Annotated in this window: 21 protein-coding genes; 12 read left to right on the top strand and 9 right to left on the bottom strand. The window is 73.9% G+C overall.

What is annotated here, in order from left to right:
• Positions 1-13 precede the first annotated feature (13 nt).
• Complete coding sequence (locus tag F603_RS0118535; RefSeq protein ID WP_037956310.1) at positions 14-1,444, top strand: APC family permease; 1,431 nt, start codon at positions 14-16, stop codon at positions 1,442-1,444.
• Positions 1,445-1,828: 384 nt separating this feature from the next.
• Positions 1,829-2,767: a GNAT family N-acetyltransferase gene (locus tag F603_RS0118525; RefSeq protein WP_019547474.1), complete on the top strand. Its 939-nt coding sequence runs from the start codon at positions 1,829-1,831 to the stop codon at positions 2,765-2,767.
• Positions 2,768-3,253: 486 nt separating this feature from the next.
• Here the strand turns inward: F603_RS0118525 and F603_RS32370 are convergent, their stop codons facing one another.
• The 5 genes from F603_RS32370 to F603_RS0118500 all read right to left on the bottom strand — a co-directional run bounded on the left by F603_RS32370 (position 3,254) and on the right by F603_RS0118500 (position 9,064).
• Positions 3,254-5,083, bottom strand: coding sequence for an MFS transporter (locus F603_RS32370; RefSeq protein ID WP_019547473.1), 1,830 nt, complete (start codon positions 5,081-5,083; stop codon positions 3,254-3,256).
• Between the two features lie 577 nt (positions 5,084-5,660).
• Positions 5,661-6,068, bottom strand: coding sequence for a peptide-methionine (R)-S-oxide reductase MsrB (gene msrB, locus F603_RS0118515; protein WP_016908265.1), 408 nt, complete (start codon positions 6,066-6,068; stop codon positions 5,661-5,663).
• Positions 6,069-6,149: 81 nt separating this feature from the next.
• Positions 6,150-7,550, bottom strand: a complete 1,401-nt coding sequence (gene murC / locus F603_RS0118510; protein WP_037956307.1) for a UDP-N-acetylmuramate--L-alanine ligase — start codon at positions 7,548-7,550, stop codon at positions 6,150-6,152.
• Between the two features lie 67 nt (positions 7,551-7,617).
• Positions 7,618-8,085, bottom strand: a complete 468-nt coding sequence (locus F603_RS0118505) for a hypothetical protein (protein WP_026328532.1) — start codon at positions 8,083-8,085, stop codon at positions 7,618-7,620.
• A 208-nt stretch (positions 8,086-8,293) separates the two neighbouring features.
• Positions 8,294-9,064 carry a pyrimidine reductase family protein gene (locus F603_RS0118500; RefSeq protein ID WP_019547470.1) on the bottom strand — a complete coding sequence of 257 codons (771 nt, stop codon included), beginning with the start codon at positions 9,062-9,064 and terminating at the stop codon, positions 8,294-8,296.
• A 93-nt stretch (positions 9,065-9,157) separates the two neighbouring features.
• On the opposite strand from F603_RS0118500, the gene zapE reads away from it, so the two are divergent.
• The 6 genes from zapE (at position 9,158) to F603_RS0118470 (ending at position 15,974) form a co-directional block, all read left to right on the top strand.
• Positions 9,158-10,270 (top strand): cell division protein ZapE, encoded by a 1,113-nt coding sequence (zapE, locus tag F603_RS0118495; RefSeq protein WP_019547469.1) that lies wholly within the window; start codon positions 9,158-9,160, stop codon positions 10,268-10,270.
• 182 nt (positions 10,271-10,452) lie between these two features.
• The gene (locus F603_RS0118490; protein WP_051096259.1) at positions 10,453-11,874 is read left to right on the top strand and encodes an alkaline phosphatase PhoX; all 1,422 of its coding nucleotides are present in this window, start codon (positions 10,453-10,455) and stop codon (positions 11,872-11,874) included.
• A gap of 297 nt (positions 11,875-12,171) precedes the next feature.
• On the top strand, positions 12,172-12,939 hold the full coding sequence (locus F603_RS0118485) for a peptidyl-tRNA hydrolase (RefSeq protein ID WP_078503691.1): 768 nt from the start codon (positions 12,172-12,174) through the stop codon (positions 12,937-12,939).
• A 103-nt stretch (positions 12,940-13,042) separates the two neighbouring features.
• Positions 13,043-13,819, top strand: a complete 777-nt coding sequence (locus F603_RS0118480; RefSeq protein ID WP_019547466.1) for a TIGR04222 domain-containing membrane protein — start codon at positions 13,043-13,045, stop codon at positions 13,817-13,819.
• A gap of 108 nt (positions 13,820-13,927) precedes the next feature.
• Complete coding sequence (locus tag F603_RS0118475) at positions 13,928-15,508, top strand: alpha/beta hydrolase (RefSeq protein ID WP_019547465.1); 1,581 nt, start codon at positions 13,928-13,930, stop codon at positions 15,506-15,508.
• A 121-nt stretch (positions 15,509-15,629) separates the two neighbouring features.
• Positions 15,630-15,974 (top strand): DUF2795 domain-containing protein, encoded by a 345-nt coding sequence (locus F603_RS0118470; protein ID WP_019547464.1) that lies wholly within the window; start codon positions 15,630-15,632, stop codon positions 15,972-15,974.
• Between the two features lie 13 nt (positions 15,975-15,987).
• Here the strand turns inward: F603_RS0118470 and hemQ are convergent, their stop codons facing one another.
• Complete coding sequence (hemQ, locus tag F603_RS0118465) at positions 15,988-16,716, bottom strand: hydrogen peroxide-dependent heme synthase (protein ID WP_019547463.1); 729 nt, start codon at positions 16,714-16,716, stop codon at positions 15,988-15,990.
• Positions 16,709-18,145: a protoporphyrinogen oxidase gene (gene hemG / locus F603_RS32365; protein WP_019547462.1), complete on the bottom strand. Its 1,437-nt coding sequence runs from the start codon at positions 18,143-18,145 to the stop codon at positions 16,709-16,711. The genes hemQ and hemG overlap by 8 nt, the downstream gene beginning before the upstream one ends.
• A gap of 106 nt (positions 18,146-18,251) precedes the next feature.
• Between hemG and F603_RS0118455 the strand changes: the two genes are divergently transcribed.
• Positions 18,252-19,670 (top strand): FAD-dependent oxidoreductase, encoded by a 1,419-nt coding sequence (locus F603_RS0118455; RefSeq protein ID WP_019547461.1) that lies wholly within the window; start codon positions 18,252-18,254, stop codon positions 19,668-19,670.
• Positions 19,671-19,676: 6 nt separating this feature from the next.
• Here F603_RS0118455 and hemE read toward each other — a convergent pair whose 3' ends face one another.
• Positions 19,677-20,753 carry a uroporphyrinogen decarboxylase gene (hemE, locus tag F603_RS0118450; protein ID WP_026328531.1) on the bottom strand — a complete coding sequence of 359 codons (1,077 nt, stop codon included), beginning with the start codon at positions 20,751-20,753 and terminating at the stop codon, positions 19,677-19,679.
• Positions 20,754-20,859: 106 nt separating this feature from the next.
• On the opposite strand from hemE, the gene F603_RS0118445 reads away from it, so the two are divergent.
• The 3 genes from F603_RS0118445 (at position 20,860) to F603_RS0118435 (ending at position 23,889) form a co-directional block, all read left to right on the top strand.
• On the top strand, positions 20,860-21,555 hold the full coding sequence (locus F603_RS0118445) for a DUF3000 domain-containing protein (RefSeq protein WP_019547459.1): 696 nt from the start codon (positions 20,860-20,862) through the stop codon (positions 21,553-21,555).
• Between the two features lie 240 nt (positions 21,556-21,795).
• Positions 21,796-22,473 (top strand): response regulator transcription factor, encoded by a 678-nt coding sequence (locus tag F603_RS0118440; RefSeq protein ID WP_016908281.1) that lies wholly within the window; start codon positions 21,796-21,798, stop codon positions 22,471-22,473.
• A gap of 153 nt (positions 22,474-22,626) precedes the next feature.
• Entirely contained in the window at positions 22,627-23,889 is a 1,263-nt protein-coding gene (locus F603_RS0118435) for a ribonuclease D (protein WP_019547458.1), read from the top strand.
• Positions 23,890-24,037: 148 nt separating this feature from the next.
• Here the strand turns inward: F603_RS0118435 and F603_RS33520 are convergent, their stop codons facing one another.
• A complete protein-coding gene (locus F603_RS33520) occupies positions 24,038-24,280 on the bottom strand; it encodes a BTAD domain-containing putative transcriptional regulator (RefSeq protein WP_078503690.1) in 243 nt (80 codons plus the stop codon).
• Positions 24,281-24,335 lie beyond the last annotated feature (55 nt).

Below are 24,335 nucleotides of genomic sequence, written 5' to 3'. Positions count from 1 at the left end.
TGCACTGACCCGCATGGCAACCAACAACACTGGTCTACTGCGGGTGTTGGGGCGCGGAGACGTCCTTGCCCTCGCCTTCGGCGCGATGATCGGCTTCGGCTGGGTCGTCCTCACCTCCGACTTCCTCGCGGACGCCGGGCCCGGCGGTGCGGCGCTCGCCTTCGTCCTCGGCGGCCTCGTGATGGCGCTCGTGGGGCTCTGCTACGCGGAGCTCGTCTCGGCGATGCCGCACGCGGGCGGCGAACACCACTACGGGCTGCGGGCGCTGGGCGCGCGCGGCGCTTTCACCGCCTCCTGGGCGCTCGTCCTCGGCTACGTCTCCGTCGCCGCCTTCGAGGCCGTCGCACTCCCCCAGACGGCGCTCGCGCTCTTCCCGGACATGGCGACAGGGCACCTCTGGACGCTCGGCGGGTACGACGTGCAGGCCACCTGGGTGGCCGTCGGCGCGGGCTCGGCTGTCCTCATCACCCTCCTCAACTACGTGGGCATCCGCCCCGCGAGCGTCTTCCAGACCGTCGCGGTGCTCTTCCTGCTCGCCGTCGGCGCGCTCCTGCTGCTGGGCTCTCTCACCGGCGGCTCGACCGAGACGATGCAGCCGCTCTTCCGCGGCGGCCTCGACGGGCTCGCCGCCGTGCTCGTCGCCGTGCCCTTCCTTTTCGTCGGCTTCGACGTCATCCCGCAGTCCGCCTCCGAGGTCAAGATCCCGCAGCGCCAGGTCGGCAAGCTGCTCGTCGTCTCGGTCGGGTGCGCCGTCGCCTGGTACGCGCTGATCATGCTCACCGTCGGCTCCGGACTCGGGGGCGCGGACCTCGCGGGGGCCGACCTCGCCACGGCCGAGGCGATGGAACGGCTCTGGGGCAGCGCGCTCATGGGGGACCTCCTCGTCGTCGGCGGCATCGCGGGGATCGTCACGAGCTGGAACGCGTTCCTCATCGGCGGCAGCCGGCTCCTCTACGCGATGGCGTCCTCCGGGATGGTGCCGGCCTGGTTCGGGCGGCTGCATCCGCGGTTCCGCACGCCGGCGAACGCGGTGCTCTTCGTCGGCGGACTCTCGGCCGTGGCACCGTTCTTCGGCGAATCGATGCTCAACTGGCTGGTGAACGCGGGCGGTATCAACATCGTCGTCGGCTACCTCGTCGTGGTCGTCTGCTTCCTCGTGCTGCGCAGGCGGGAGCCGGAGATGGAGCGGCCGTTCCGTACGGCGGCCGGGAAGGTCACCGGGGCCGCCGCGCTGGTGCTGACCGTCGGGCTCGGGGTGCTCTATCTGCCGGGCATGAGCGCCGCGTTGGAGTGGCCCGCCGAGTGGCTGATCGTCGGCGCCTGGTGGGTGGCCGGGGCACTGCTCCTGTGGCGCCTGCCCCGGATCGTCCCGGGGGCCGACGCCGAAGCCCGGCTCCGGGCGCGGATGGGCGTACCGGAGGAGACGGTGCGGGCCGCCGAGTGACAACCGGCCCCGGTGGGTTCCGGCCATGCTGCCGGCTCCGGGGCCGCATTTCGCACCGCCGGACGGCGGCGCCGTCACGCCGGTGTTCCGGCGCGCCCGCCGACCCGGTCGCACGGTCCGGGAGTCCACACGTGGGACGTTCGCCGGGCAGCCCGGCGGAGGTCGCAGAAACCCGATGCGCGCCGCCGGGCACGGCTGCCAGGTTCACGACCGCGGCCGCAGAACGGCGGTACGCGTCACGGGAGTCGGAAGGGAGGCGGTAGCGATGGCCCACACCACCGAGTCGCACACCCACGCTCCCGTCACGGCGCCCGCGCGGCGGACCGTCTGATCGTCCGGAGGCCGCACCGCGCCGGGGAGCTCCGCACTCCCTGAGGACATCCCTTGTCGCAAACGCTCGTCCGCGCACTCACGGAACCCGAGGCGCGCACCGTCTTCACCTCGCTCGACCATCCGGCACTCGACCGCCTCGGCCCCCCACTGCTCGGCCGCCGTTACGCCACCCTCGCCGAGGGCGGCGCGTACCGTCCCGAGTGGACCTTCGTCGCCGAGCGCGAAGGACGCGTCGTCGCACGCGCGGCGCTGCGGGCGGCCCCGCAGGACCGACGCCCCGTCCTCCTCGACTGGTTCGACCTCGCACCGGGCGAACACGAGGCCGGCGTACGCCTGCTGACGGCGCTCCCCTTCCCCACCCCGTACGAGCTGCTCCTGCCCCCCGGCTGGCGCACGGACCCCCTGGTGCACGCGGCGGCCGAGGCGCGCATCGCCGCCTGTACCGCGGCCGGCCGCGAGTTCGTCGTCGAACGCTTCCGGTACGAATGGACGCCCCGCGACGGGCTCCCACCGCGCACGGGCAGTCTCGTCCTCGCACCGCCCGCCGACGACGAGTCCGTACTCGGCGCCCTGCGCGAGATCCACCGCGACACACGCGACGCCCACGCCCGCCGCGCCGTGGCGGCGGGCGGGATCGAGCATGCCGCACGCGACGAGTTGGACTTTTTCGACTGGCTCGACTCCGCACGCAGGTGGTGGCAGATCGCCTACACACCGCACGGCGAACTCGCGGGCCTGCACGTACCCGGACGCAACCCCGGCGGCTTCGCCGTCGGCTTCATCGGCGTCCTGCCCGAGCACCGCGGACGCGGCTACTCGGCCGAGCTGCTCGCCGCGTGCACGGCGCGGATGGCGGCGGAGGGCGCCGAGCGGATCGCGGCCGCGACGGACGTCGGCAACACGCGGATGGCGAAGACGTTCGCACGCTCCGGCTACCGCGTCGTCCAGCACCTTTGCGTCCTCGCGGAGCCTGTGCAGGTACCGGGCTGAGCGGCGCCCGCCGCGCGCGGGCATCCGCCCGGGTAGCGCGCTGTGCTCCGCGCGCCGCCGCGTGGAGCACAGCGCCCTCGGTCTCGTCGGCCCGTGACGGTGTCCGGACCGCCAGCATCCGAGGCGGCGACGAGCACGGCCCTCGCGGCGCACCGGACACCGCGGGCCGACGGGATCACCGGAGGTACCGGTGAGCTCCTCCGTGTCGTGCGCCGACTGCTCACGCCAGGCACGCAAGTCCGGGGCCACGCCCCACAGTTGTCGCCCTCCGAGCGCACGCTCGGCATAGGCCGACACGTTGCCGCGCGAGGTGGCGCGGGGCGTGGGCGAGGAGATCGTCCGGCAGGGTCACCGCGATACGTGTACGTGGCACACGGAAAGCCTGCCTCTCCACGACGGCCGTGCCGACCCGCGCCTGGAAGCCGTAAGCCACGGCTCAGCGAGCAACGACGTACACACAGGGGGACGTCCCAACGCCCCCTGCTGCTACGCCGTTTCGCACTCACCCACCCCCGGAAGCTCCGCTCCCGCCCGCGGCTCCGAACGCCGCGTCGGCACGTGCCGGGCCGCCACCTTCCCGCCGCGCTCCCGCACGGCGCCCCGCCCCGCTCCCGCCGTGGAGGACGGGAGGAACGCGGCGATGAAGAGACCCAGCAGGGCAGCACCCGCGGCGATCAGGAACGCGGTACGGAAGCCGCCGAGGTCCGGCACCTCGGCACCGTCGAGCGGGGTCGTCATGCGCGCGAGCACCACGCCGATCACCGCGCTGGAGCTGGAGGTGCCGATCGAACGCATCAGCGTGTTCAGGCCGTTGGCCGCGCCGGTCTCCGACGCGTCGACCGCGCCGAGGATCAGCGCGGGCATCGCCGAGTACGCCACGCCGATCCCCACACCGACGAGGACGGCGACGAGCACGGCCTGCCAGACGGCACCCATGAGGAAGACCCCGGCGAGGTACGCGACGGCGAGCAGCACCTGCCCCGCCATCAGCGAGACCTTCGGGCCGCGCTTCGCCGAGAGCCGCGCCGAGAAGTTCGACACCGCCATCATCGCCACCCCCATCGGCGCGATGCACAGCCCCGCCACGACCATCGACTGCCCGAGCCCGTACCCGGTCGCCGCGGGAAGCTGGAGGAGCTGCGGCAGCACCAACGTCAGTACGTAGAAGGCGAACCCGACGGTGATCGACGCGAGGTTGGTGAGCAGCACCTGACGCCGTGCCGTGGTGCGCAGGTCGACGAGCGGATCGCGGAGGCGCAGCTCCAGCAGCCCCCAGAGCAGGAAGACGGCGATGCTCCCGCCGAGGAGCCCGAGCGTCAGCGGGCTCCCCCAGCCCCACTCGGCGCCCTTGGAGACCGGCAGCAGCAGCCCGACGAGGCCCACCGTCAGCCCGATCGCGCCGACCACGTCGAACCGGCCCGGCGTGCGCAGCCCCGACTCGGGCACCAGCAGCCCCACGAGGGTCATCGCGAGCGCGCCGAGTCCCGCGGAGCCGAGGAAGAGCACGTGCCAGTCGGCGGTCTGCGCGACGTAGGCGGCGAGCGGCATGCCGAGCGCACCGCCGACCCCGAGCGAGGAGCTCATGAACGCCATCGCGGAACCGAGCCGCTCCGGCGGGAGTTCGTCGCGCATGATGCTGATGCCGAGCGGGATCGCCCCCATGGCGAACCCCTGCACGGCACGCCCCGCGACCATCGGTACGAGCTGGGAGGTGGCGGCGCAGACGAGCGAGCCGAGGACCATCAGCCCGAGGCTCACCATGATCATCCGGCGCTTGCCGTAGAGGTCGCCGAGCCGCCCCATGATCGGCGTCGCGACGGCGCCGCTGAGCAGCGTCGCGGTGACGACCCAGGAGGCGTTGGCGGGCGACGTCCGCAGCAGGTCGGGCAGTTGGGCGATGACGGGGACGATCAGCGTCTGCATCACGGCGACGGAGATGCCTCCGAACGCGAGGACCGGCACCAGCAGCCTGCCCTCCCGCAGCCCGCTCTTCGACGGGGTGCGCAGGTCGCGGCCGCGGGATATGCCGTGCGGTGCGCCGGTGGTCGTCCCCGCGGACGTCGGCTCGGTTGCGCGGGGGGTCGCGGATGTGCCGCCTGAGCGGGGGTGCCGGCGGCGGAGGAAGCCCAACGGGCCGTGTACGTCGCCGCGTTCGGCGGCGGGGGCGGCGTCCCTGGCGGACGCCGGGGGGCAGCCTGGTGCGCGGGTGCCCTGCGGGTCGGGGGCGCCGCAGTCGGGCCGGTGGACGGGCTCCGGACTGCGGCCGGGACTTTCGCCGGGCAGGTCGCGGGGGCTGGTCGGATCGTGCGTCGGCATGCTTCGGCCTCCGGGGCGCAGACGGTACGGGAGCAACGTTCATGCAGCGTACAAACGAACTCGCCCGGGGCATCCCGTATTTCGCCACCGGAAACGCGCCGGACACACCACCGCCGGGCGTCCCGCACTCCCCGGCCGTACGCCGAGCGCATCCACCGCGAGGAGCGCGCCGCGCGTCCGCCGCGGCGCCCGCCCTCTCGTTCCACGCGGCAGCGCCCCGCGGAACGACGTCACCGCACGCCGTACGGCGCCGCCGTCGAACACCGCCCCGCCCAGGACCCGCGGAAGGAGCCGGGCGTCCGCCGGGGGCGCATCACGTCCGGCGTACGCAACAGGCGGGGCGCCGGAGGGCGGACGTGCGCGAAAGAGACGCCGGAGCACCGCCCGCGCCGCGGACGGCAAAAGGCCCCGGGGGACGGCCGTACGCCGTCCCCCGGGGCCACATGCGTCTCCGCGATCGCCCTGGCGGCCCCGCGTCAGCGCGTCCGCCAGAGGGCAACCGCACTGCGCCGAGGGGAGTTTGGCCGGATCGGAGCGAACCGGAAGCCTCCGGCACCGGTCCGGGTCCGCCGGCTCGTCAGCCCTCCGTCGGCTCCAGCCGAACGGAGATGCTGTTGATGCAGTACCGCTGGTCGGTCGGGGTGTCGTACCCCTCGCCCTCGAAGACGTGGCCGAGGTGGGAGCCGCAGTTGGCGCAGCGCACCTCGGTGCGGACCTGGCCGAGGGAGTGGTCGGGCAGCAGCTCGACGGCCTCCGACTTCGACGGATCGTAGAAGCTCGGCCACCCGCAGTGGGACTCGAACTTCGTCTCGGAGCGGAACAACTCGGTGCCGCAGGCGCGGCAGTTGTAGACGCCCGTGGTCTTGGTGTCCGTGTACTCACCCGTGAACGGGCGCTCGGTGCCCGCCTCGCGGAGCACGTGGTACTCCTCGGGGGACAGCTCCTCGCGCCACTGCTCCTCGGACTTGTTGACGTCGTAGGCCATCTCGGTCTCCTAGCGTTGCTGTGCGCCCTGATTCCCAAGGGGCCGCACGGGCCGTGCGGCCTTCCCCCCGTACCGCGGCCGTCAGCTTTCCAAGCGGGCGAGGAGCTGCGGCCCGAGTTCGGTCACGTCACCCGCGCCCATCGTGAGAACGAGATCACCGGGCTTGGTCATTCCCGCGACGAGGCCGACGGCGTCCTCCGGCCCTGATGCCTCCGTCACATCGGCCCCCGCCGCCCGCGCCGCCTCGACGACGAGCCCGCTCGTCACGCCCGGCAGCGGGTCCTCACGCGCCGGGTAGATCGGCAGCACGACGGACGCGTCGGCGAGCGCGAGCGCCTCGCCCATCTCGACGCCGAGCTCCCGGGTGCGGCTGAAGAGGTGCGGCTGGTAGACGACGAGCACGCGCCCCTCGCCCGCCGCCTGGCGCACCGCCTCCAGGTCGGCGGCCATCTCGGTCGGGTGGTGCGCGTACGAGTCGATCACCTGCACACCGCCGGACTCGCCCTTCGACTGCAACCTCCGCCCGACCCCGTGGAAGGACTGCAACGCAGGCGCCAGCTCCTCCGGTGCGACCCCGGCCGCGGCACCCGCCGCCAGCGCGGCCACCGCATTGAGCGCGTAGTGCCGCCCGGGGACGGAGACCTCGAACGCGAGCTCGCGCCCGTCGAGCACTGCCGTGACCCGGCTCGCCAGGCCCCGGTGCTCGATGGAGACCACCCGCACCTCGGCATCCTCCGCCTGCCCGTAGGTGACGACGCGCGGGGCGCCGTCTGCGGCGCGTACCCGCGCGGCGAACTCCCGCGCGCCCGGGTCGTCGGCCGAGACCACGAGGGTGCCGCCCTCGCGGACGCGGCCGGCGAAGATCTCGAAGGACTCGTGGACCTCCTCCAGCGAGGCGTAGTTGGCGTGGTGGTCGAGCTCGACGTTGAGGACGACGGCGACCTCGGGCGCGTACTTGTGGAAGCTGCGGTCGCTCTCGTCGGCCTCCGCCACGAAGAGGTCGCCGCCGCCCTGGTGCGCGTTGGAGCCCGGCTGGTCGAGGTCTCCGCCGATGGCGTACGACGGGTCGGCCCCGAGCGTGCGGAGGGCGACCGCCAGCATCGACGTCGTCGTCGTCTTGCCGTGGGTCCCGGCGACGGCGACGGCGCGGTGCCCGTCGAGCAGCGCGGCGAGCGCGTCGGAGCGGTGGACGACGGGCAGGCCGCGCTCCGTGGCCGCGGCGATCTCCGGGTTGTCGCCGCGGATGGCGCTGGAGGCGACGATGCACGTGGCGTCGGCCGGGAGGTGCTCGGCCGCGTGCCCGATCCGGATCGCCACCCCGAGCCGCCGCAGCGACTCGACCGTCCCCGACTCGCGTGCGTCGCTGCCGGTGACACGGGCGCCGCGCTGCGCGAGGACCTTCGCGATGCCGGACATGCCCGCCCCACCGATGCCGAGGAAGTGCGGCCGCTCCATGGCAGGCGGTACGGGATGACTGGCCATGCGGGCTCCCCAAGGGTCGTGGGCTGCGAGGACCCGGGGCGACTCCCGCCCGCGGGCGGCACCCAGACTATTCGGTGTGCGCGAAGAGCTTCAGCACCGGTACGCCCACCTTGTGCCGCGCCCGTGAGGCCCAGTCCCGGTGGAAGAACTCCTCGACGAAGTGCGGCGCCGTGAGGACCACCACCTCGTCGGCCTCCGTCTGGGCGCAGACGGAGCCGAGCAGGTCGAGCGGCTGACCCTCGACGAGTTGGCCGACGGCCTCGGCGCCGGTGTCCCGCAGGCGCTTCAGCGAGAGCTCCAGTGCCCGCTCCGCTTCCGGGATCGCCTCGTCGCCCCCGGGCGCCCCGCCCTCGTGCACCGCCTCGTCGACCTCGCCGAGGGCGATGTCGTCGAGCGCCCGCAGGAGCAGCCCCTGGTCGCCCCTGGGCTGCAGCAGCACGACGAAGGAGACGTGCTCCTCGCCGTGGAGCGTGGTCACCAGCTCGATGTCCTCGGACACGAGCGGCTTCTCGATCATCAACACGGTCGTGATCACGACGGGCACCCCTCAGCCAACAGGGGTCCCCGGCACAGCAGGGCCCCAACGGAACCGGTCCTCCCCCGCGGGCAGCGGGGCACGGGCACCAGTCTGCCCAAGAAGCAATAAACGGAAGGTGTCATTCCGCATTTTGCCGCGGACCGATTCGCCGCGACGGGCACCGCCGCGCCTCGAACGCACGTGGCAAGCGGGCGCGTTCACGTCGTCACACGGACCGGATGTACCTCGTGAAGAGGAAGCCGCCCTCCTCCACCACCCCGTTCAGCGCGTACTCCTGCGGCGCGGCGAGGAGCGGCCCCGCGAGGACGCCCGAGGTGCCGCCGCCGACGAGGCGCGGAGCGAACGAGAGGCAGACCTCGTCGAGGACGCCGGCCGCCGCGAGGGCGCCGAGCAGCCGCGGCCCGCCCTCGGTCAACTGCCGCCGCAGCCCCAGCTCGGCCAGCGCCCCGGGGACCAGCTCGGCGCGTGCGTGCGCCTCCTCCCCGGCGAAGACGACCCGTGCACCCGCGTGCCGCGCGGCGGCCACACGCTCGGCAGGCGCCCGCTCCCCCGTGACGACCAGCGTCGGGACGGCGGGTGAGGTGAACAGCGGGAGCGTGAAGTCGAGTTCGAGCCCGGCACTGACGACCGCGACCGCCGCGGCAGGACCCTGCCCCCTCGCCTCACGCGCGGTCGCGAACGCCGTGGACGCCCGCGCCGGCCCGTATCCCTCGCGCCGCACCGTCTCGGCGCCGACGACGACCACGTCGGCGAGCGCGCGGAGCACCCCGAAGATCCGCATGTCACCAGGCGAGGAGAGCGGCTGCGAACGCCCCTCGTACTCGGCGGCGCCGTCGAGCGAGGAGACCATGTTCGCGCGCAACCAGCGCCCCGAGGGTCCGAGCGGCTCCGGATAGGCGTACTCGTCGGCGATCTCCTCGAGGGGCCACTCCCGGTCGTCCGGTCGGTCCGCAACTACAGGGAACAGACGTCGCATATGCGGCAGTGTGGCAGGTCGCACACCCGCGCGGAGAGCGGTGGTGTGTGACGGCGCACACCGGCGGGACCGCTCCTGCCCTGCTGCTTTAGCATGGCTGCCGTGTCCACGTCCGCCGAACCGACGACCGAACCCGCCGGCGATGCCCCGGGGCCGCTCGCGCTGACCGCGCGAGCGCCGCACGTCCCCGCGGAGCAGCTCGTCTCCGAGCTGGTGCCGCCGCCGCGGTTCGACTCCGTCCGCTTCGACACCTACGTGCCCGACCCGCAGCAGCCCAGCCAGGCGGAGGCGGTCTCCGTCCTGAGCGGCTTCGCCGAGGGGCTCGGCGCGGCCGAGGTCAAGGGCGGCCGGCGCGGCTGGTTCCGACGCGCACCGAAGCGTCCCGCACGGGGCGGACCCGGCGGGGTCTACCTCGACGGCGGCTACGGCGTCGGCAAGACCCACCTCCTCGCCTCGGTCTGGCACGCGACGCAGGCACCGCCCGAGCGCAAGGCGTTCGGCACCTTCGTGGAGCTCACCAACCTCGTCGGCGCGCTCGGCTTCCAGCAGACGGTCCGCACGCTCGGCACCCACCGACTGCTCTGCATCGACGAGTTCGAGCTCGACGACCCGGGCGACACCGTCCTCGTCTCGACGCTCCTCGGCCGTCTCGTCGACGAGGGCGTCGCGCTCGCCGCCACCTCCAACACCCTCCCGGGCAAGCTCGGCGAGGGCCGATTCGCGGCCGCCGACTTCCTCCGCGAGATACAGGGGCTCTCCGCGCACTTCCGCACCGTCCGCATCGACGGCGAGGACTACCGCCACCGCGGCCTCCCCGCTTCCCCCGCGCCCCACTCCCCCGAAGCGGTCGACGCCGCGGCGCGCACCGTGCCGGGCGCCGCGCTCGACGACTTCGGCGCCCTCCTCGACCACCTCTCCCGGGTCCACCCCAGCCGGTACGGCGCCATGGTCAAGGGCGTCGGCGCGGTCTGCCTCACCGAGGTGCACCCCGTCCCCGACCAGTCGACGGCGCTGCGCCTCGTCGTCCTCGCCGACCGGCTCTACGACCGGGAAATACCCGTCCTCTCCTCCGGCGTGCCCTTCGACGAGCTCTTCGGCGAGGAGATGCTGAAGGGCGGCTACCGGAAGAAGTACTTCCGCGCGATATCCCGCCTCACCGCCCTCGCGCGGGACGGTGAGCGCCTCCTCTCCCCGGCCGGCGCCTGAGCCCTCGGTCCACGGACGGCGGCCGACGTGCCGTCGCGGCAACTCCTGCGCGTGTGCACGGTGTTCGCATGCGCGCCCACGTGGTACACACGGTGCACTTCCGCGTCGGGCGGCGTACGCCGCCCGCTTGCGGAGGGCGGTTCCTGTCTGTCCAGGTCACCCACTCCAGGGAGTGTTGCCCGATGACGGCTTCTGCTCAGTCACGACAGTCCGGACAGTCCCAGCCCCAGCAGCCCGGAAGGTCCCGCAGACAAGTCCTCGCCGCGAGCGGCGCAGCCGGTGTGGGGGTCGCCTTCAGCGGCGCCCTCGCCGAACTCTTCACCGGTACGGCGGCGGCCCAGGCCACGGGAGGCAGATCGGGGTACGGCCCGCTCGTCCCCGACCCCGCAGGACTCCTCGACCTCCCCGAGGGCTTCTCCTACCGGGTGCTCTCCCGCGAGGGCGACGCACTCTCCTCCGGCGAGGGCCGGGTGCCCAGCCACTTCGACGGCATGGCCGCCTTCGCGGGCGCGGGCTCGTCGGTCTGGCTCGTCCGCAACCACGAGAACCGCATGGATGCGGAGATCGCCGTGCCGACCGTCGACGGGCTCACCTACGACCCCGAGGGCAAGGGCGGCTGCACCCTCCTGCACCTCGACGGCAGGGGCGGCGGCATCAGCGAGCGCGTCGGCATCGCCGGCACCTCCACCAACTGCGCGGGCGGGCCGAGCCCTTGGGGGACGTGGCTCACCTGCGAGGAGACCGAGTACCTCGCGGGAGAGGAGGGATACACCAAGGACCACGGGTTCGTCTTCGAGGTCGGCTTCACCCGGCGGGCGCCCACGTCCGTCGAACCCCTCACGGCGATGGGCCGGTTCCAGCACGAGGCCGTCGCCTTCGACCCGTCCAACGGCACCGTCTACGAGACCGAGGACGCCTTCGACCACCCCTTCGGCCTTTTCTACCGCTTCCTCCCCAACAAGCCCAGGGGCGGCCCGGGTTCGCTGGCGGCGGGCGGAACGCTCCAGGCGATGCGCGTTCCCGACGTACCCGACCTCTCCTCCGTCACCGAGACCGGCACCTCGTTCCGCGGCATCGAATGGGTCGACGTCCCCGACCCGCTCGCGGCCGAAACCCCCATACGCTTCCAGGACTTCGGCAAGGGCGGCATCACCCACGGGCAGAAGCTCGAAGGCTGCTACTGGGGCGGCACCTGCGTCTACTTCGTCTCCAGCTTCGCCAGGGTCGACGAGGGCTCGGCCGGCGAGCACTACGGACAGGTCTGGCGGTACGACCCGAAGGCCAACCGGCTCACCCTCGTCGTCGTCTTCGGCCCCGACACCGACGTCCAACTCCCTGGCGAATCCCCCGACAACATCTGCCTCGCCCCCAGCGGCGGCCTGATGGTCTGCGAGGACGGCGAAGGAGCACAACACGTCTTCGGCCTCACCCGGCAGGGCTCCGTCTACCCGATGGCGCGCAACCGGCAGAACGTCGGCGACGAGGACGAGCCCTCCTGGGGCGAGTTCGCGGGCGTCACCTTCTCCCCGTCGGGCGACACCATGTTCGTCAACGTCTACACGCCCGGCACCACCTTCGCCGTGACGGGCCCCTGGCGGCACTGAGCCCGCGGGGAAGTCCCGTCGCCGGCGCGGAAGTTCGCCCGCCGCGAGGGCGGTAGCGCCCGAACCCGCCCTCGATGGCGTGCACTTGCCCGGTGGCCCGGCGCGCCTCGTCGCTCACCAGCCATGCGAGGAGGCGTGCCGGGTCGTCCGGCTCCCCCGTAGCGGCCGCCCGGGGCGCCACCGTCCGCCACACCTCCTCGGTGAGGTAACCGGTGTCCACGGGACCCGGGTTGTCGGTGCCGAGGCAGGGGCCGCGGTCGGCGAACCCCACCGCGCCCCTGCTGGCAGACTGGACGCGTGAACGACTCAGAAAGCCCCTTGCCCCCTGCGGACGACGACGCGGCCGACGACCCGGCGACCGAGTACGCCCTCCCCCTCGTCATCCGCTTGGAGCGCTCGGCCCCGCCGACCCGCACCGACGCGATGGAGACCGCGGCGCGGGCGGTGCTCGGCCTCCTCGCCGATCCGCGCACCACCGAGGAGACGGGCGAGTGGCACAAGCGCGTGCTGCTCTGGGAAGAGCGCGCCATCCGCAAGGTCGTCCGCCGGGCGCGCGGCGCCGAGTGGCGCAGGGCCTCCGCACTCCCGGGGCTCACCGCGACGGGCTCGCCCGCGCAGCCGCCGCCCGGCACCGGCGGCCCCGGCACACCCGAGGAGCACGCGCCGGCGCAGGTGCGGGTCTTCCCGCCCGTACCCGTGGGCGCCTGGCCGAAGGACCTCGCCCGACTCCAGGTCTCGGGCACCGACTTCGAGGACCCGCAGCCGCCCCCGCCGCCCGCGACCGGCACTCCCGTCCTGTGGCTCAACCCCACATTGGAGATGACGGCGGGCAAGGCGATGGCGCAGGCCGGGCACGCCGCGCAGCTCGCCTGGTGGGCGCTGGACCACCGGGCGCGGGAGGAGTGGGCGACCACCGGCTTCCCGCTCGCCGTCCGCTCCGCGCACGGCGCCGCGCAGTGGGCGGCGCTCACCGGAGGACGCCTGCCCGTCGTCCGCGACGCCGGGTTCACCGAGGTGTCGCCGGGCTCCTGCACCGCAGCCGCGGAGCACCCGGCCTTCCGCTAGGCACGCCGACCGCCCGTACCCGCAACGGTGTTGCGGCCGAAAATCGTCCGGATTCCGGCACAACGCTGGCGAACACGGGCGCCCGGTACTAGAACTCTCGTTCATGTGGGTGCCACTCCTCGTCCTGGCCTGGATCGCCGCCCTGCTGAGCTGCGCGCGCCTGTGCCGGGTGTCAGCAGCAGCCGACCGGCCGGAGACCGTCCCCGCGCAGGGCCGCGCGCTCAGCCTCTACGAGACGGCCTATCTCTGCGGCGGACCCGACCGCGTGGCGGAGGTCGCGCTCGTCTCGATGGCCCGGCGTCGGCGGGTGCTCGTCGCGCACACGGGATGGGCCACGGTCGTCGACCCCGACCCGCACGATCCCGTGGAGGAGTCGCTGATCGAGCGGTTGGGCGGCCCCGGCGGCCAGTCGTCGGTCGCGCGGGTGCGGGCGGCCCTGGCCGCGGCCGAGCCGGTGCGCAGGATCGGCGAACAGCTCGCCGCGGTCGGCCTCGCCGTGCCGCCCGCACTGCGCGACTCGGTCACCGCCGCGCTCGACCAGGTGCGCAGGGCGACGCTGATCGTCCTCGGTACGGGCGTCGCGGCGGAGGCCGTCGCCGCGGGCGACGGCGCCGACACCGGCTCGGTGGCCGCCTGGTTCCTGCTCCCCCTGGTGCTGAGCCTCGGCTGCATGGCGATAGCGCACGTGGAGGTCAGGCCGCTCGCCCGCTGGGCCTCCCCCGCGGGCCTCCGCCTCGTCCGCACCTCGTCCCCGCTCACGCCGGCCCCCGGCGACGAGTCGACCGGCCTCACCGCCTTCGCGCACCTGGGCCCCTCCACGCTCCCCGAACCGCACCTGCGTGCGGCGCTCGGCGGCGACCCGTCCCCGCTTCGGGGGTAATGGCCACCACACCGCGGATACGTCCTTTACCTCATCAGCCAATGCGCTGAGCATCCTTATCGGGCGCAACACCCGGTTCGAGCGGTTCCCTTCGGACGAGGAGACTCAGTGCGCGCAGCAGCGATCCACGGAACCCTCGGCGCCCTGGCGCTGACGGCCGCGACCCTGGCGACCGGCACCCCCGCCGCCGCCGACCAGTCCCGGCCTGCGGCCACCACCGCGGAGCAGGGCACCGCCGTCGCAGCGGCCGAGGCCGCGGCAGCGGGCGTCGACTGGAAGGAGTGCCCGCCGCGCGAGCACCTGCCGGCGCCCGCCGAGTGCGGCACCGTGCGCGTACCCGTCGACTACACCCAGCCGCAGGGCGAGCACATCGACCTCACCGTCAGCAGGAAGCGCGCGCAGCCGACCGAGGGGAAGGGCACGCGGCTCGGCTCGCTCGTCTACAACCCCGGAGGCCCCGGCGCGAGCGGCATGCGGTTCGCGCTCTACGGGGACGTCCTCGGCGGCGTCTGGAAGAAGCTCAACCGCCGCTGGGACCTGGTCGGTTACGCGCCCCGCGGCGTCGGCCGCTCGGCGCCGCTCAGCTGCCAGGACCCGAAGCAGTTCACCGCCGCGCCGAACCCCTCGCCCCGCCGCCCCTCGGCCGAGTACAAGGAGCAGCGGAAGGAGCACGCCGCTTCCTACGCGAAGGGATGCGCGAAGGCGCAGGGCACGCGGCTCGCGCACTACACGACCGAGGAGAACGCCCGCGACCTCGACGTCCTCAGGGCCGCCCTCGGCGAACGGAAGCTCTCCTTCTTCGGCGTCTCCTACGGCACCTACCTCGGCGCCGTCTACGCCAGCCTCTTCCCCGGCCACGTCCACCGCCTCGTCCTCGACAGCGTCGTCGACCCCACGCCCTCGAACATCTGGTACCGCTCCAACCTCCGCCAGAACGCCGCCTTCGAGCAGCGCTGGAAGGACTGGAAGCGCTGGGCGGCGAAGCACCACCGGAGCTACGGGCTCGGCCGCGACGCGCAGCAGGTGCAGCGGTCCTTCGACGAGGTTCGCGACGCCGTCGGGAAGAAGCCGGCCGGCGGCGAGGTCGGCCCCAAGGAGCTGCTCGCCGCCTACCTCCAGACCGGGTACGCCGACTCCGTCTGGGCCGAACACGCAGAAGCACTCGCGGAGTTCCGCAAGGGGCGGCCCGGGCCGCTGGAGGCGCTTGCGGCGCCCGACCCGGCGCGCGCGGTCGAGGACGAGAACGGGCAGGCCGTCTACAACGCCGTCGAGTGCGCCGACGCGCGCTGGCCCCGCGACTGGTCGAGGTGGGACCGCGACACCACGGCCTCGGACGCGGTGGCGCCGTTCTCCAGTTGGGAGAACACCTGGATGAACCTGCCCTGCGCCTACTGGCCGACCACTCCGCGCACCGGCCCCCCGCACGTCGGCACCGACCCCGGCCAACTCCCCGGCGTCCTCCTCCTCGCCGGGACGCGGGACGCCGCGACGCCGTACGCCGGCGCGCTCGAGACGCAGCGGAGGCTGCCGGGCTCCTCCCTCGTCACCGAGGCCGGCTCCGGTACGCACGGGGTCGCGGGCGGCAACGCCTGCGTCGACCGACACCTCGCCGCCTACCTCCTCGACGGCAGGACGCCGGGGATGCGCGCCGAGTGCGAGGGCCGGCCCGCACCCCGACCGGGGGCCTGACCTCCGCGGCGCTCCGCACGCTCCGGGGCGCTTCGTTTGGGGAGGCCCGCGCGGGAGCACCCGGGGCGCACGAGCGGTCGGCGCGCGGTGCCGTCCGTGCGCCGGAACGAGGAGGCGTGTGATGGCCGACACCGACATGGCACAGGTGATGGACGCCATTCAGGACGCCGATTTCCCCGCCACGAAGGACCAGCTCGTCGCAGTCGCACAGGCGGCGGACGCGAGGGACCAGGTCCTCCAGGCGTTGCAGGCGCTCCCGCCCGTCGAGTACGACAACCGCGAGGACGTGGCGCGCTCGGTTCGGCTGCCCGTCGACTCGGACCTCGACCACAGCAAGGCCCAGCGCAACGACCAGCTACGCGGGGGCGGCAAGCACGGCCTCTCCGGACACCTGCGGGACGTGCCGAAGCCTCCCGTCGAGGAGGAGTTGAGCCGCCGCCCCCGCTCCAGCGGGGGCGAGCCGTGAGCCGCCCCCCGCGTCAGGCGAGCTGGTCGAGGAGTTCGCCGATCGGCTTGCGGCGCCCGGTGTAGAAGGGCGTCTCCTCGCGGACGTGCCTGCGGGCCTCCGAGCCGCGGAGGTGGCGCATGAGGTCGACGATGCGGTAAAGGTCGTCGGCCTCGAAGGCGAGCATCCACTCGTAGTCGCCGAGCGAGAACGCCGGCACCGTGTTGGCGCGTACGTCGGGGAAGCCCCGCGCCATCTTCCCGTGGTCGGCGAGCATCGTGCGCCGCTCGTCGTCGGGGAGCAGGTACCACTCGTAGGAGCGCACGAACGGGTAGACGCTGACGTAGGCGCGCGGCTCCTCGTCCGCGAGGAACGCCGGGATGTGGGACTTGTTGAACTCCGCGGGGCGGTGGAGCGCCATGTTCGACCAGACCGGGTCGAGCAGCCGTCCGAGCCCCGTGCGGCGGAAGCGGTTGTAGGCGTCCTGGAGCGCGTCGGCGGTCTCGGCGTGCCACCAGATCATCAGGTCCGCGTCGGCGCGCAGTCCGGAGACGTCGTAGGTGCCGCGGACCGTGGTGTCGGCGGCGTCGAGCTCGGCGAAGAGCTCCGCCACCTCCTCGGCGAGCGCCTTGCGGTCCTCGGGGAGCGGTTCCCGCAGCCGGAAGACCGACCACATGGTGTAGCGGATGACCTCGTTGAGGTCCTTCGCCCGCTTGCCCGGGCTCTTCTCCGCCTCGGGGCGGTTGCCCGCGTCGTCAGACATGGCTCTCTCGTCCTTCTCGCTTGCTGCTCTCCCCCGCTTCCGCGAGGGCCTGGTCGGCCGCGCTGCGGCCGCTCGCCACGCAGGCCGGGATGCCGACCCCGTCCAACGCGGCGCCGCACAGCGCGAGTCGCGGCACCGAGCCTAGCGCCGCGCGGATGCGTCCGACCCGGGCCGGATGGCCCGAAGGGTACTGCGGAAGGCCCGCGTCCCAGCGCGTCACAAGGGTGTCGACCGGCTCGGCCGTGATCCCCGCGGCGGCGGCCAGGTCGGTGCGGGCGAGGGCGGCGAGTTCTGCGTCGTCACGCTCCAGCACGCGCTCCTCGCCGTACCTGCCGAGCGAGGTGCGCACGAGCGTCAGCTCGGGCGCCTGCTCGGCGACCCAGCGCCACTTGCTCCCCGAGAACGTCGCCGCCTTGATGGAACGGCCCTCAACCGGCGGCACGAGGAAGCCGCTCCCCCCGGGCAACGACACCTCGCTGCGGCGGAACGCCATGGTCACGAGCGCCATCGAGGCGTACTCGAACGCCGCCAACTCAACTGCGGCGCCCGGTGATTCCGCCCGCAGCAGCTCGGCGGCCGCGGGCGCGGGGACGGCGACGACGACGGCGTCCGCGGTGAGGCTCCGCTCTCCCTCGGGCCCCTCCACGACCGCGCCCCAGCCGTCGGCGGCCCGCTCCAGGCGCCGGACTCGCGTCCCGGTCCTGACCTCGGCACCGGCCGCTCGGCAGGCGTCGGCGACCGCCTGCGGCAGCCGTCCGAGCCCGCCCCTGACACCGAGGAAGGCGGGCGGCTGCTCCCCCTCGGCACGCTCGGCCGCACGACGGCTCTCGCGCTGCACGGCGCGCACCGCGGCGAGGAGCGACGGCTCCTGCCTGGCGGCCTCGTAGAGCTGCGGGACGGCCGCACGCATCGAGATGCGGTACGCGTCGCCCGCGTACACGCCGCCGAGGAGCGGCTCGACGAGCCGGTCGACGACCTCCCGGCCGAGCCGTGCCGCTACGTACTCACCGATCGCCGCGTCCTCACCGAGCTCGGTCCGCGGCAGCCGCTCGTCCTCCGCGATCCGGGCGAGGCCCTCGGGCGAGACGATGCCGCGCAGCGCCTCGGCGTCGCCCGGTACGCCCATCACGTGGCCCTTCGGCATCGGGCGGATCTCGCCGCGGTTCCACAGGGCTCCGCCGGTGACGTCGGGAGCGGTGAGGTCCTCGCCGAGCCCCGCGGCGCGGGCGAGTTCGACGGCCTCGGGGCGGCGCGCCAGCATCGACTCGGCGCCGAGGTCGACGGCCGCGGCGCCCGCGACGGAGCCGGCCTGCACCTTCCCGCCGACGCGCGACGAGGCTTCGAGCACGGTGGTGCGCACGCCCCGCGAGCTGAGTCTGTGGGCAGCGGCGAGGCCCGAAATGCCGCCTCCGATGACAAGAACGTGCATGTGCCGCAGTCTTCCAGACGCCGTCCCGCGCCCGGCGCCCGGCCTCCGCACGGCGCCCGTGAGGCAGACTCGCCCTACGGACACCCACGCGAAGGGAGCGCCCTCGATGGCGGGCAGGGAGCGGATGGTCGTCGTCGGCGGGGACGCCGCGGGCATGGCAGCGGCGTCGCAGGCCCGACGGCTGCGCGGCGAGGACGAGTTGGAGATCGTCGCGTTCGAGCGGGGACGGTTCACCTCGTACTCGGCCTGCGGCATCCCGTACTGGGCCGGAGGGCTCGTCGACGGACCGGACGCGCTCATCGCGCGGACCGCCGACGAGCACCGCGAGCGCGGCATCGACCTGCGCCTGCACACCGAGGTCACGGAGATCGACACCGACCGGCAGCGGGTGCGGACCGCCGCGCCCGGCACGGAAGGCGGCGCGTGGACGGAGTACGACGCGCTCGTGGTCGCGACCGGGGCCAGGCCCCTGCGCCCGCCGCTCGAGGGCATCGAGGCGCCCGGCGTCTTCGGCGTGCAGACGCTCGACGACGGGCAGGCGCTCCTCGACGGCCTGGAGCAGCAGGAGCGCAGGCCGCGTCCGGAGGGCGGGCGCCGTGCCGTGGTCGTCGGCGGCGGGTACATCGGCGTCGAGATGGCCGAGGCGATGGTCCACCGCGGGTACCGGGTGACGCTCGTCGACCGCAAGCCGCAGCCGATGGCGACCCTCGATCCGGACATGGGCGCACTCGTCGGCGAGGCGATGGAGGGCTTCGGCATCGAGACGGTCAGGGGTGCCGAGGTGACCGGCATCGTCACCGACGCGGAGGGGCGGGCGTGCGCCGTGGCCACCGCGGAGCGGGAGTACCCGGCCGACGTGGTCGTGCTGGGGCTCGGCGTACGGCCGGAGGCGGGGGTGGCGAAGCGCGCGGGCATGCCCGTCGGCGAGCACGGCGGCATCCTGACGGACCTGTCGATGCGGGTCGAGGGGTACGGGAACGTGTGGTCGGCCGGCGACTGCGTCGAGGTGCTCGACCTCGTCTCCGGACGCCAGCGTCACCTACCGCTCGGTACCCACGCCAACAAGCAGGGACAGGTCGTCGGCAGCAACGTCGGCGGCGACTACGCGACCTTCCCCGGCGTCGTCGGCACGGCGGTGAGCAAGGTCTGCGACCTGGAGATCGCGCGTACGGGGCTGCTGGAGCGCCAGGCGGCCGACGTCGGGCTTCAGTTCGAGACCGTGACGGTGGAGTCGACGAGCCGGGCCGGGTACTACCCCGGGGCACGCCCGATGCGCGTGAAGATGCTTGCCGAGCGGCGGTCGGGGCGGCTCCTCGGGGTGCAGATCGTCGGCAGGGAGGGCGCGGGCAAGCGCGTCGACGTCGCAGCCGTCGCGCTCACCGCGGGCATGACCGTCGAGCAGATGACCGCCCTCGACCTCGGCTATGCGCCGCCCTTCTCGCCCGTCTGGGACCCGGTGCTCATCGCGGCACGCAAGGCGACGGCGGCGGTGCGGGCCGGGCAGGCGCCCGGCCGCAGCGGGTAGGCGGCCTCAGGACGCCGAGCGCTCGTGCACGTGCTCGACGAGTCGGGTGAGCGCGTCCGGGTCCGTCTGCGGGAGGACGCCGTGGCCGAGGTTGAAGACGTGCCCCTCCAACCCGGCGGCCTCGGCGAGAATCCGGTCGGCCTGCTCCGCGACGACCTCGCCCGGCGCGAAGAGCACCGCGGGGTCGAGGTTGCCCTGCACCGCCTTGCCCGCGCCGATGCGCCGTGCCGCCTCGTCGAGCGGAACCCGCCAGTCGACCCCGACGAGGTCGGCCCCCGCCTCGCCCATCGCGCCGAGGAGTTCGCCGGTGCCGACACCGAAATGGATACGGGGGACCCCGTACTCGGCGACGGCCGAGAAGACCTGCGCCGAGTGCGGCTGGACGCGGCGGCGGTAGTCGTGCAGGGAGAGCGCGCCCACCCAGGAGTCGAAGAGCTGCACCGCGTCGGCGCCCGCCTCGATCTGGACGGAGAGGAAAGCGGAGGTGATCCCGGCGAGGCGGTCGAGAAGGTCGGCCCATAGCTGCGGGTCGCCGTACATCAGCGCCTTGGTGTGCTCGTGGTTGCGGGAGGGCCCGCCCTCGACGAGGTAGCTGGCGAGGGTGAACGGGGCGCCGGCGAAGCCGATCAGCGGCGTCGTGCCCAGCTCGCTCCGCAGGATGCGCACGGCTTCGGCGACGTAGGAGACGTCGTCGGGCTCGAGCGGACGGAGCCGCTCCAGGTCGGCCCGCGTCCTGATCGGCTGCTCGACGACGGGGCCGACGCCCGGCTTGATCTCGAGGTCGATGCCGATCGCCTTGAGCGGGACGACGATGTCACTGAAGTAGATCGCCGCGTCCACACCGTGCCGCCGCACGGGCTGGAGGGTGATCTCCGCAACGAGGTCGGGCCGCATGCACGCCTCCAGCATCGCCGTGCCCTCCCGGACCTTCCGGTACTCGGGGAGCGAGCGGCCTGCCTGCCGCATGAACCACACGGGGGTGTGCGGAACCGGCTCCCGCCGGCAGGCGCGCAGGAACGCGGAGTCCGCGGCGGGACTGGGTCGGAGGGACGGCGCGGCGCCGTCGGCGGGGTGGGAGTTCACGCCGGAAAGTCTCGCACGCGCGCCGCGCCGGACGACGGCCGAGTCCGGCATCGCGGCGGGGTGTCCTGCGGGCGCGGAGCGGCGCGGCCGCCTACTCTTTCGGCCTATGACAGCGGCTCAGGCATCGACGGCGGGGGGCGCCTCCGGCGCAGACGAGACCGGCAGCGAGGCCGTACCGCCCGCGTTCGCAGCGGCGGTCGGCGCGCTCCGGGACGCGGCACCGCGCGCGGGGGTGGCGTTCGCCCCGCTTCCGGCGCCGCGCCGACTCGCGCCGTACGCGCACGCGTTGGAGGCGTCGGTCACCGACCCGGACGGGGAGCCGGGCGAGGACGAGGAGCCGGCCGAGCTCGCGGACGGGAGGTTCGTCCTCCTCCACGACCCGGCCGGACGCGAGAGCTGGCAGGGCGGTTTCCGCGTCGTGACCCTGGCACGTGCCGAGCCCGAGCCGGAGATGGCGAGCGACCCGCTTCTCCCCGAGGTCACCTGGTCCTGGCTCACCGGAGCCCTGGAGGACCGCACGGCCGGCCACGCCGCGGCGAGCGGGACCGTCACCCGCTCCGACTCCGCCTTCTTCGGCGACCTCGCGGAGAAGCCGCAGCAGACGGCGCTGGAGATCCGCGCCAGTTGGACCCCGCTGCCCACAGGCGACGACGGCCCTCCCGACGTCGCGGCGCACCTCGCCGCCTGGTGCGAGCTGCTCGCCCAGTGCGCCGGCCTCCCCCCGGAGACCTCGGCGCCCGGCACCGACTGCGGCGCCTCCGTCGTGCAGCTCCCGCAGCGCCGCGGACCGCAGCGGCACTGACGGCTCACGTCAACTCCCTTTTCGGGCAAGGGGATCGGGCGACGGGCACGTCCCCGCGGCTCCCGCAGGGGATACGCACGCTCCCCGCAGAATTGCGCTCACCGAATCGTGATCTTCCTCTAAAGGCCACGAGGAGAGCTGCCGAAGGAGTCAGTGACCCTTCCGCACGGAGCACCGGCTCACCCCGAGACTGCCAGGAGCCGCGCCCCGTTCTCCCTCCACTCCCCCTCAGGAGGCCCGGTGTCTGTTCTCCTAGAGCACCCCACAAGCCTGGTCGCCTACCGTCCCAACAAGCCCACCGCCATGGTGGTCGTGGCCGATCCGCGCGTGCGGTCGACCGTGACGAGACACCTATGGGCGCTCGGCGTACGGGACGTGATCGAGGCCTCGTCCATCGCGGAGGCGCGTCCGCGCGTCTCCAATCCCCGCGACATCTGCGTCGCCGACGTACACCTCCCCGACGGCTCGGGGCTGACGCTCCTCTCCGAGACCCGCGCCGCCGGCTGGCCCAACGGCCTCGCCCTCTCCGCAGCCGACGACATCGGCGCCGTCCGCAACGCCCTCGCCGGGGGCGTCAAGGGCTACGTCGTCACCGGCACCCGTACCAACCTCGGCGGTGCGCTGCCCACCCGGCACGGTGCCGCGCCCATCGGCGCGGCGGCGGCCCGGATGCACCGGCGGCCCGGAGGCGGACCCGGCGGGCCCGGACACCCGGGCGGGCAGCGCGAGCTGTCCGGGCGGGAGGTCGAGGTGCTGCGGCTGGTCGCCGAGGGCCAGTCGAACAAGGCGATCGGCGTCTCCATGGGGCTCTCGGCGCTCACGGTCAAGAGCCACCTCGCGCGGATCGCGCGGAAGCTCGGCACGGGTGACCGGGCCGGCATGGTCGCGGTGGCGCTCCGTACCGGCATCATTCACTGAGGCACCCGCCTCGCCGTCCGCTCTCCCCTTCCGCAAAGCATCCTCCGCCCAACGAAGAGGCCGTGCGCCAGCGCCGCGGCCGCACGGCGCCCGTCGAGGTAACGTTCCGTCGGCGGGCGCTTCGCATTGTGTGTACGCGGATACCCTTTACAGGTGACCGACGCCCAAGAGACCGCATCAACGAAGGCAGCTCAAGCCACCTCCGAGGCACCGGGCTCCGGTCCCGTCCCCCTGCTGGCGCCGCGCGAGGGCGTTCCCCCCGTGACCACCACCGCCGAGGGTCTGGCCGAAGCAACCGGTTCGTTCGCAGAAGCATCTGGCCCCGTCGCCGTCGACGCCGAGCGCGCCTCCGGCTACCGCTACGGGCAGCGCGCCTACCTCGTCCAGTTGAGACGCGGGGGCGCGGGCACCGCACTCATCGACCCCGTCGCCTGTCCCGACCTCTCGCACCTCGGCGAGGTGCTCGCCCCTGCCGAGTGGGTGCTCCACGCCGCGACGCAGGACATCCCCTGCCTGCGCGAGATAGGCATGCTCCCGCACCGGATCTTCGACACCGAGCTCGCCGGGCGCCTCGCCGGCTTTCCCCGCGTGGGGCTCGGCGCCATGGTGGAGAGCGTCCTCGGCTACACGCTGGAGAAGGGCCATTCGGCGGTCGACTGGTCGACGCGCCCGCTCCCCGAGCCGTGGCTGCGGTACGCCGCGCTCGACGTCGAACTCCTCGTGGACCTGCGCGACGCGCTGGAGAGCGAGCTGGCGCAGCAGGGCAAACTCGACTGGGCGCGGCAGGAGTTCGCGGCGATCGTCGCGGCGCCCGTGCCGCCGCCGCGCAAGGACCCGTGGCGGCGTACGTCCGGCATGCACAAGGTGCGGCGGCGCCGTCAGCTCGCCGCGGTCCGCGAACTCTGGTCGGCGCGGGACACCGTCGCACGCCAGCGGGACCTCTCGCCCGGCAAGGTGCTCACGGACGCGGCGATCGTCGAGGCGGCGCTCGCGATGCCGACGAGCATGCGTGCCCTTTCGGCGCTGCCCGGGTTCGGGCAGCGGATGGGGCGCCGTCAGCTCGAGGAGTGGTACGCGGCCGTCGAGCGCGCGCGGGGTATGGCGGAGGGCGAACTCCCGCAGCAGGCGCAGCCGTCGGGCGGTCCGCCGCCGCCGCGGGCGTGGGCCGACAAGGACCCGGTGGCGGCGGCCCGGCTGACCGCCGCGCGGACGGCCGTCAGTGCGCGGGCCGAGGAACTGGGCATGCCGCAGGAGAACCTGCTGACGCCCGACACCGTGCGCCGGCTGTGCTGGGAGCCGCCCTCCGAGGGCTCGGCCGAGGCGGTCGGCGCCTTCCTGCGGGAGCACGGTGCCCGCGAGTGGCAGGTCGAGCAGACCACGCCCCTGCTCGTCGAGGCGCTCCAGCACCGCGAGTGAGCCCGGCTGCCGCGCGGCGCTTCGGGAGACGGCGCGCGGCGCCCCTCGCTCCCTCCGTACGGCACACCGACTCGACGCGCACGCAAGGGCGTTGGCGCCCTCGAGGAAGGGCTCTCCCTGCCGTGTCGGACGGAGAGAGCCCTGGCGGTTACGGCACCTCGATGGACGAGTTGGAGGCGAGGACCGCCTGATGCAGGGTGTGGACCCAGGGCGAGGTCTCCAGGCCGAGGTCGCGCCGCAGGGCGCGGTGCAGTTGCTGTAGGACGTCGAGTGCCTGCACCCGGCGTCCGGAACGGTAGAGGGCGAGCGTGAGCTTGGCGTGGAGCTGCTCGCGCGTCGGGTGTTCCTCCGCCAACGCGCTGAGTTCGCCGACCGGACGACGACTTCCCACCGCACGGGGCCCGGTTCGCCCGCAGGCGGTTCAGCGCGCGCTGAGTTCCGCCGCG

It is taken from the genome of Streptomyces sulphureus DSM 40104 (genome assembly GCF_000381025.1).
GTDB classification, from domain to species: domain Bacteria; phylum Actinomycetota; class Actinomycetes; order Streptomycetales; family Streptomycetaceae; genus Streptomyces; species Streptomyces sulphureus.
Note: the sequence above shows the minus strand (reverse complement) of the source record. Positions and strands in the feature narration are given on the sequence as shown.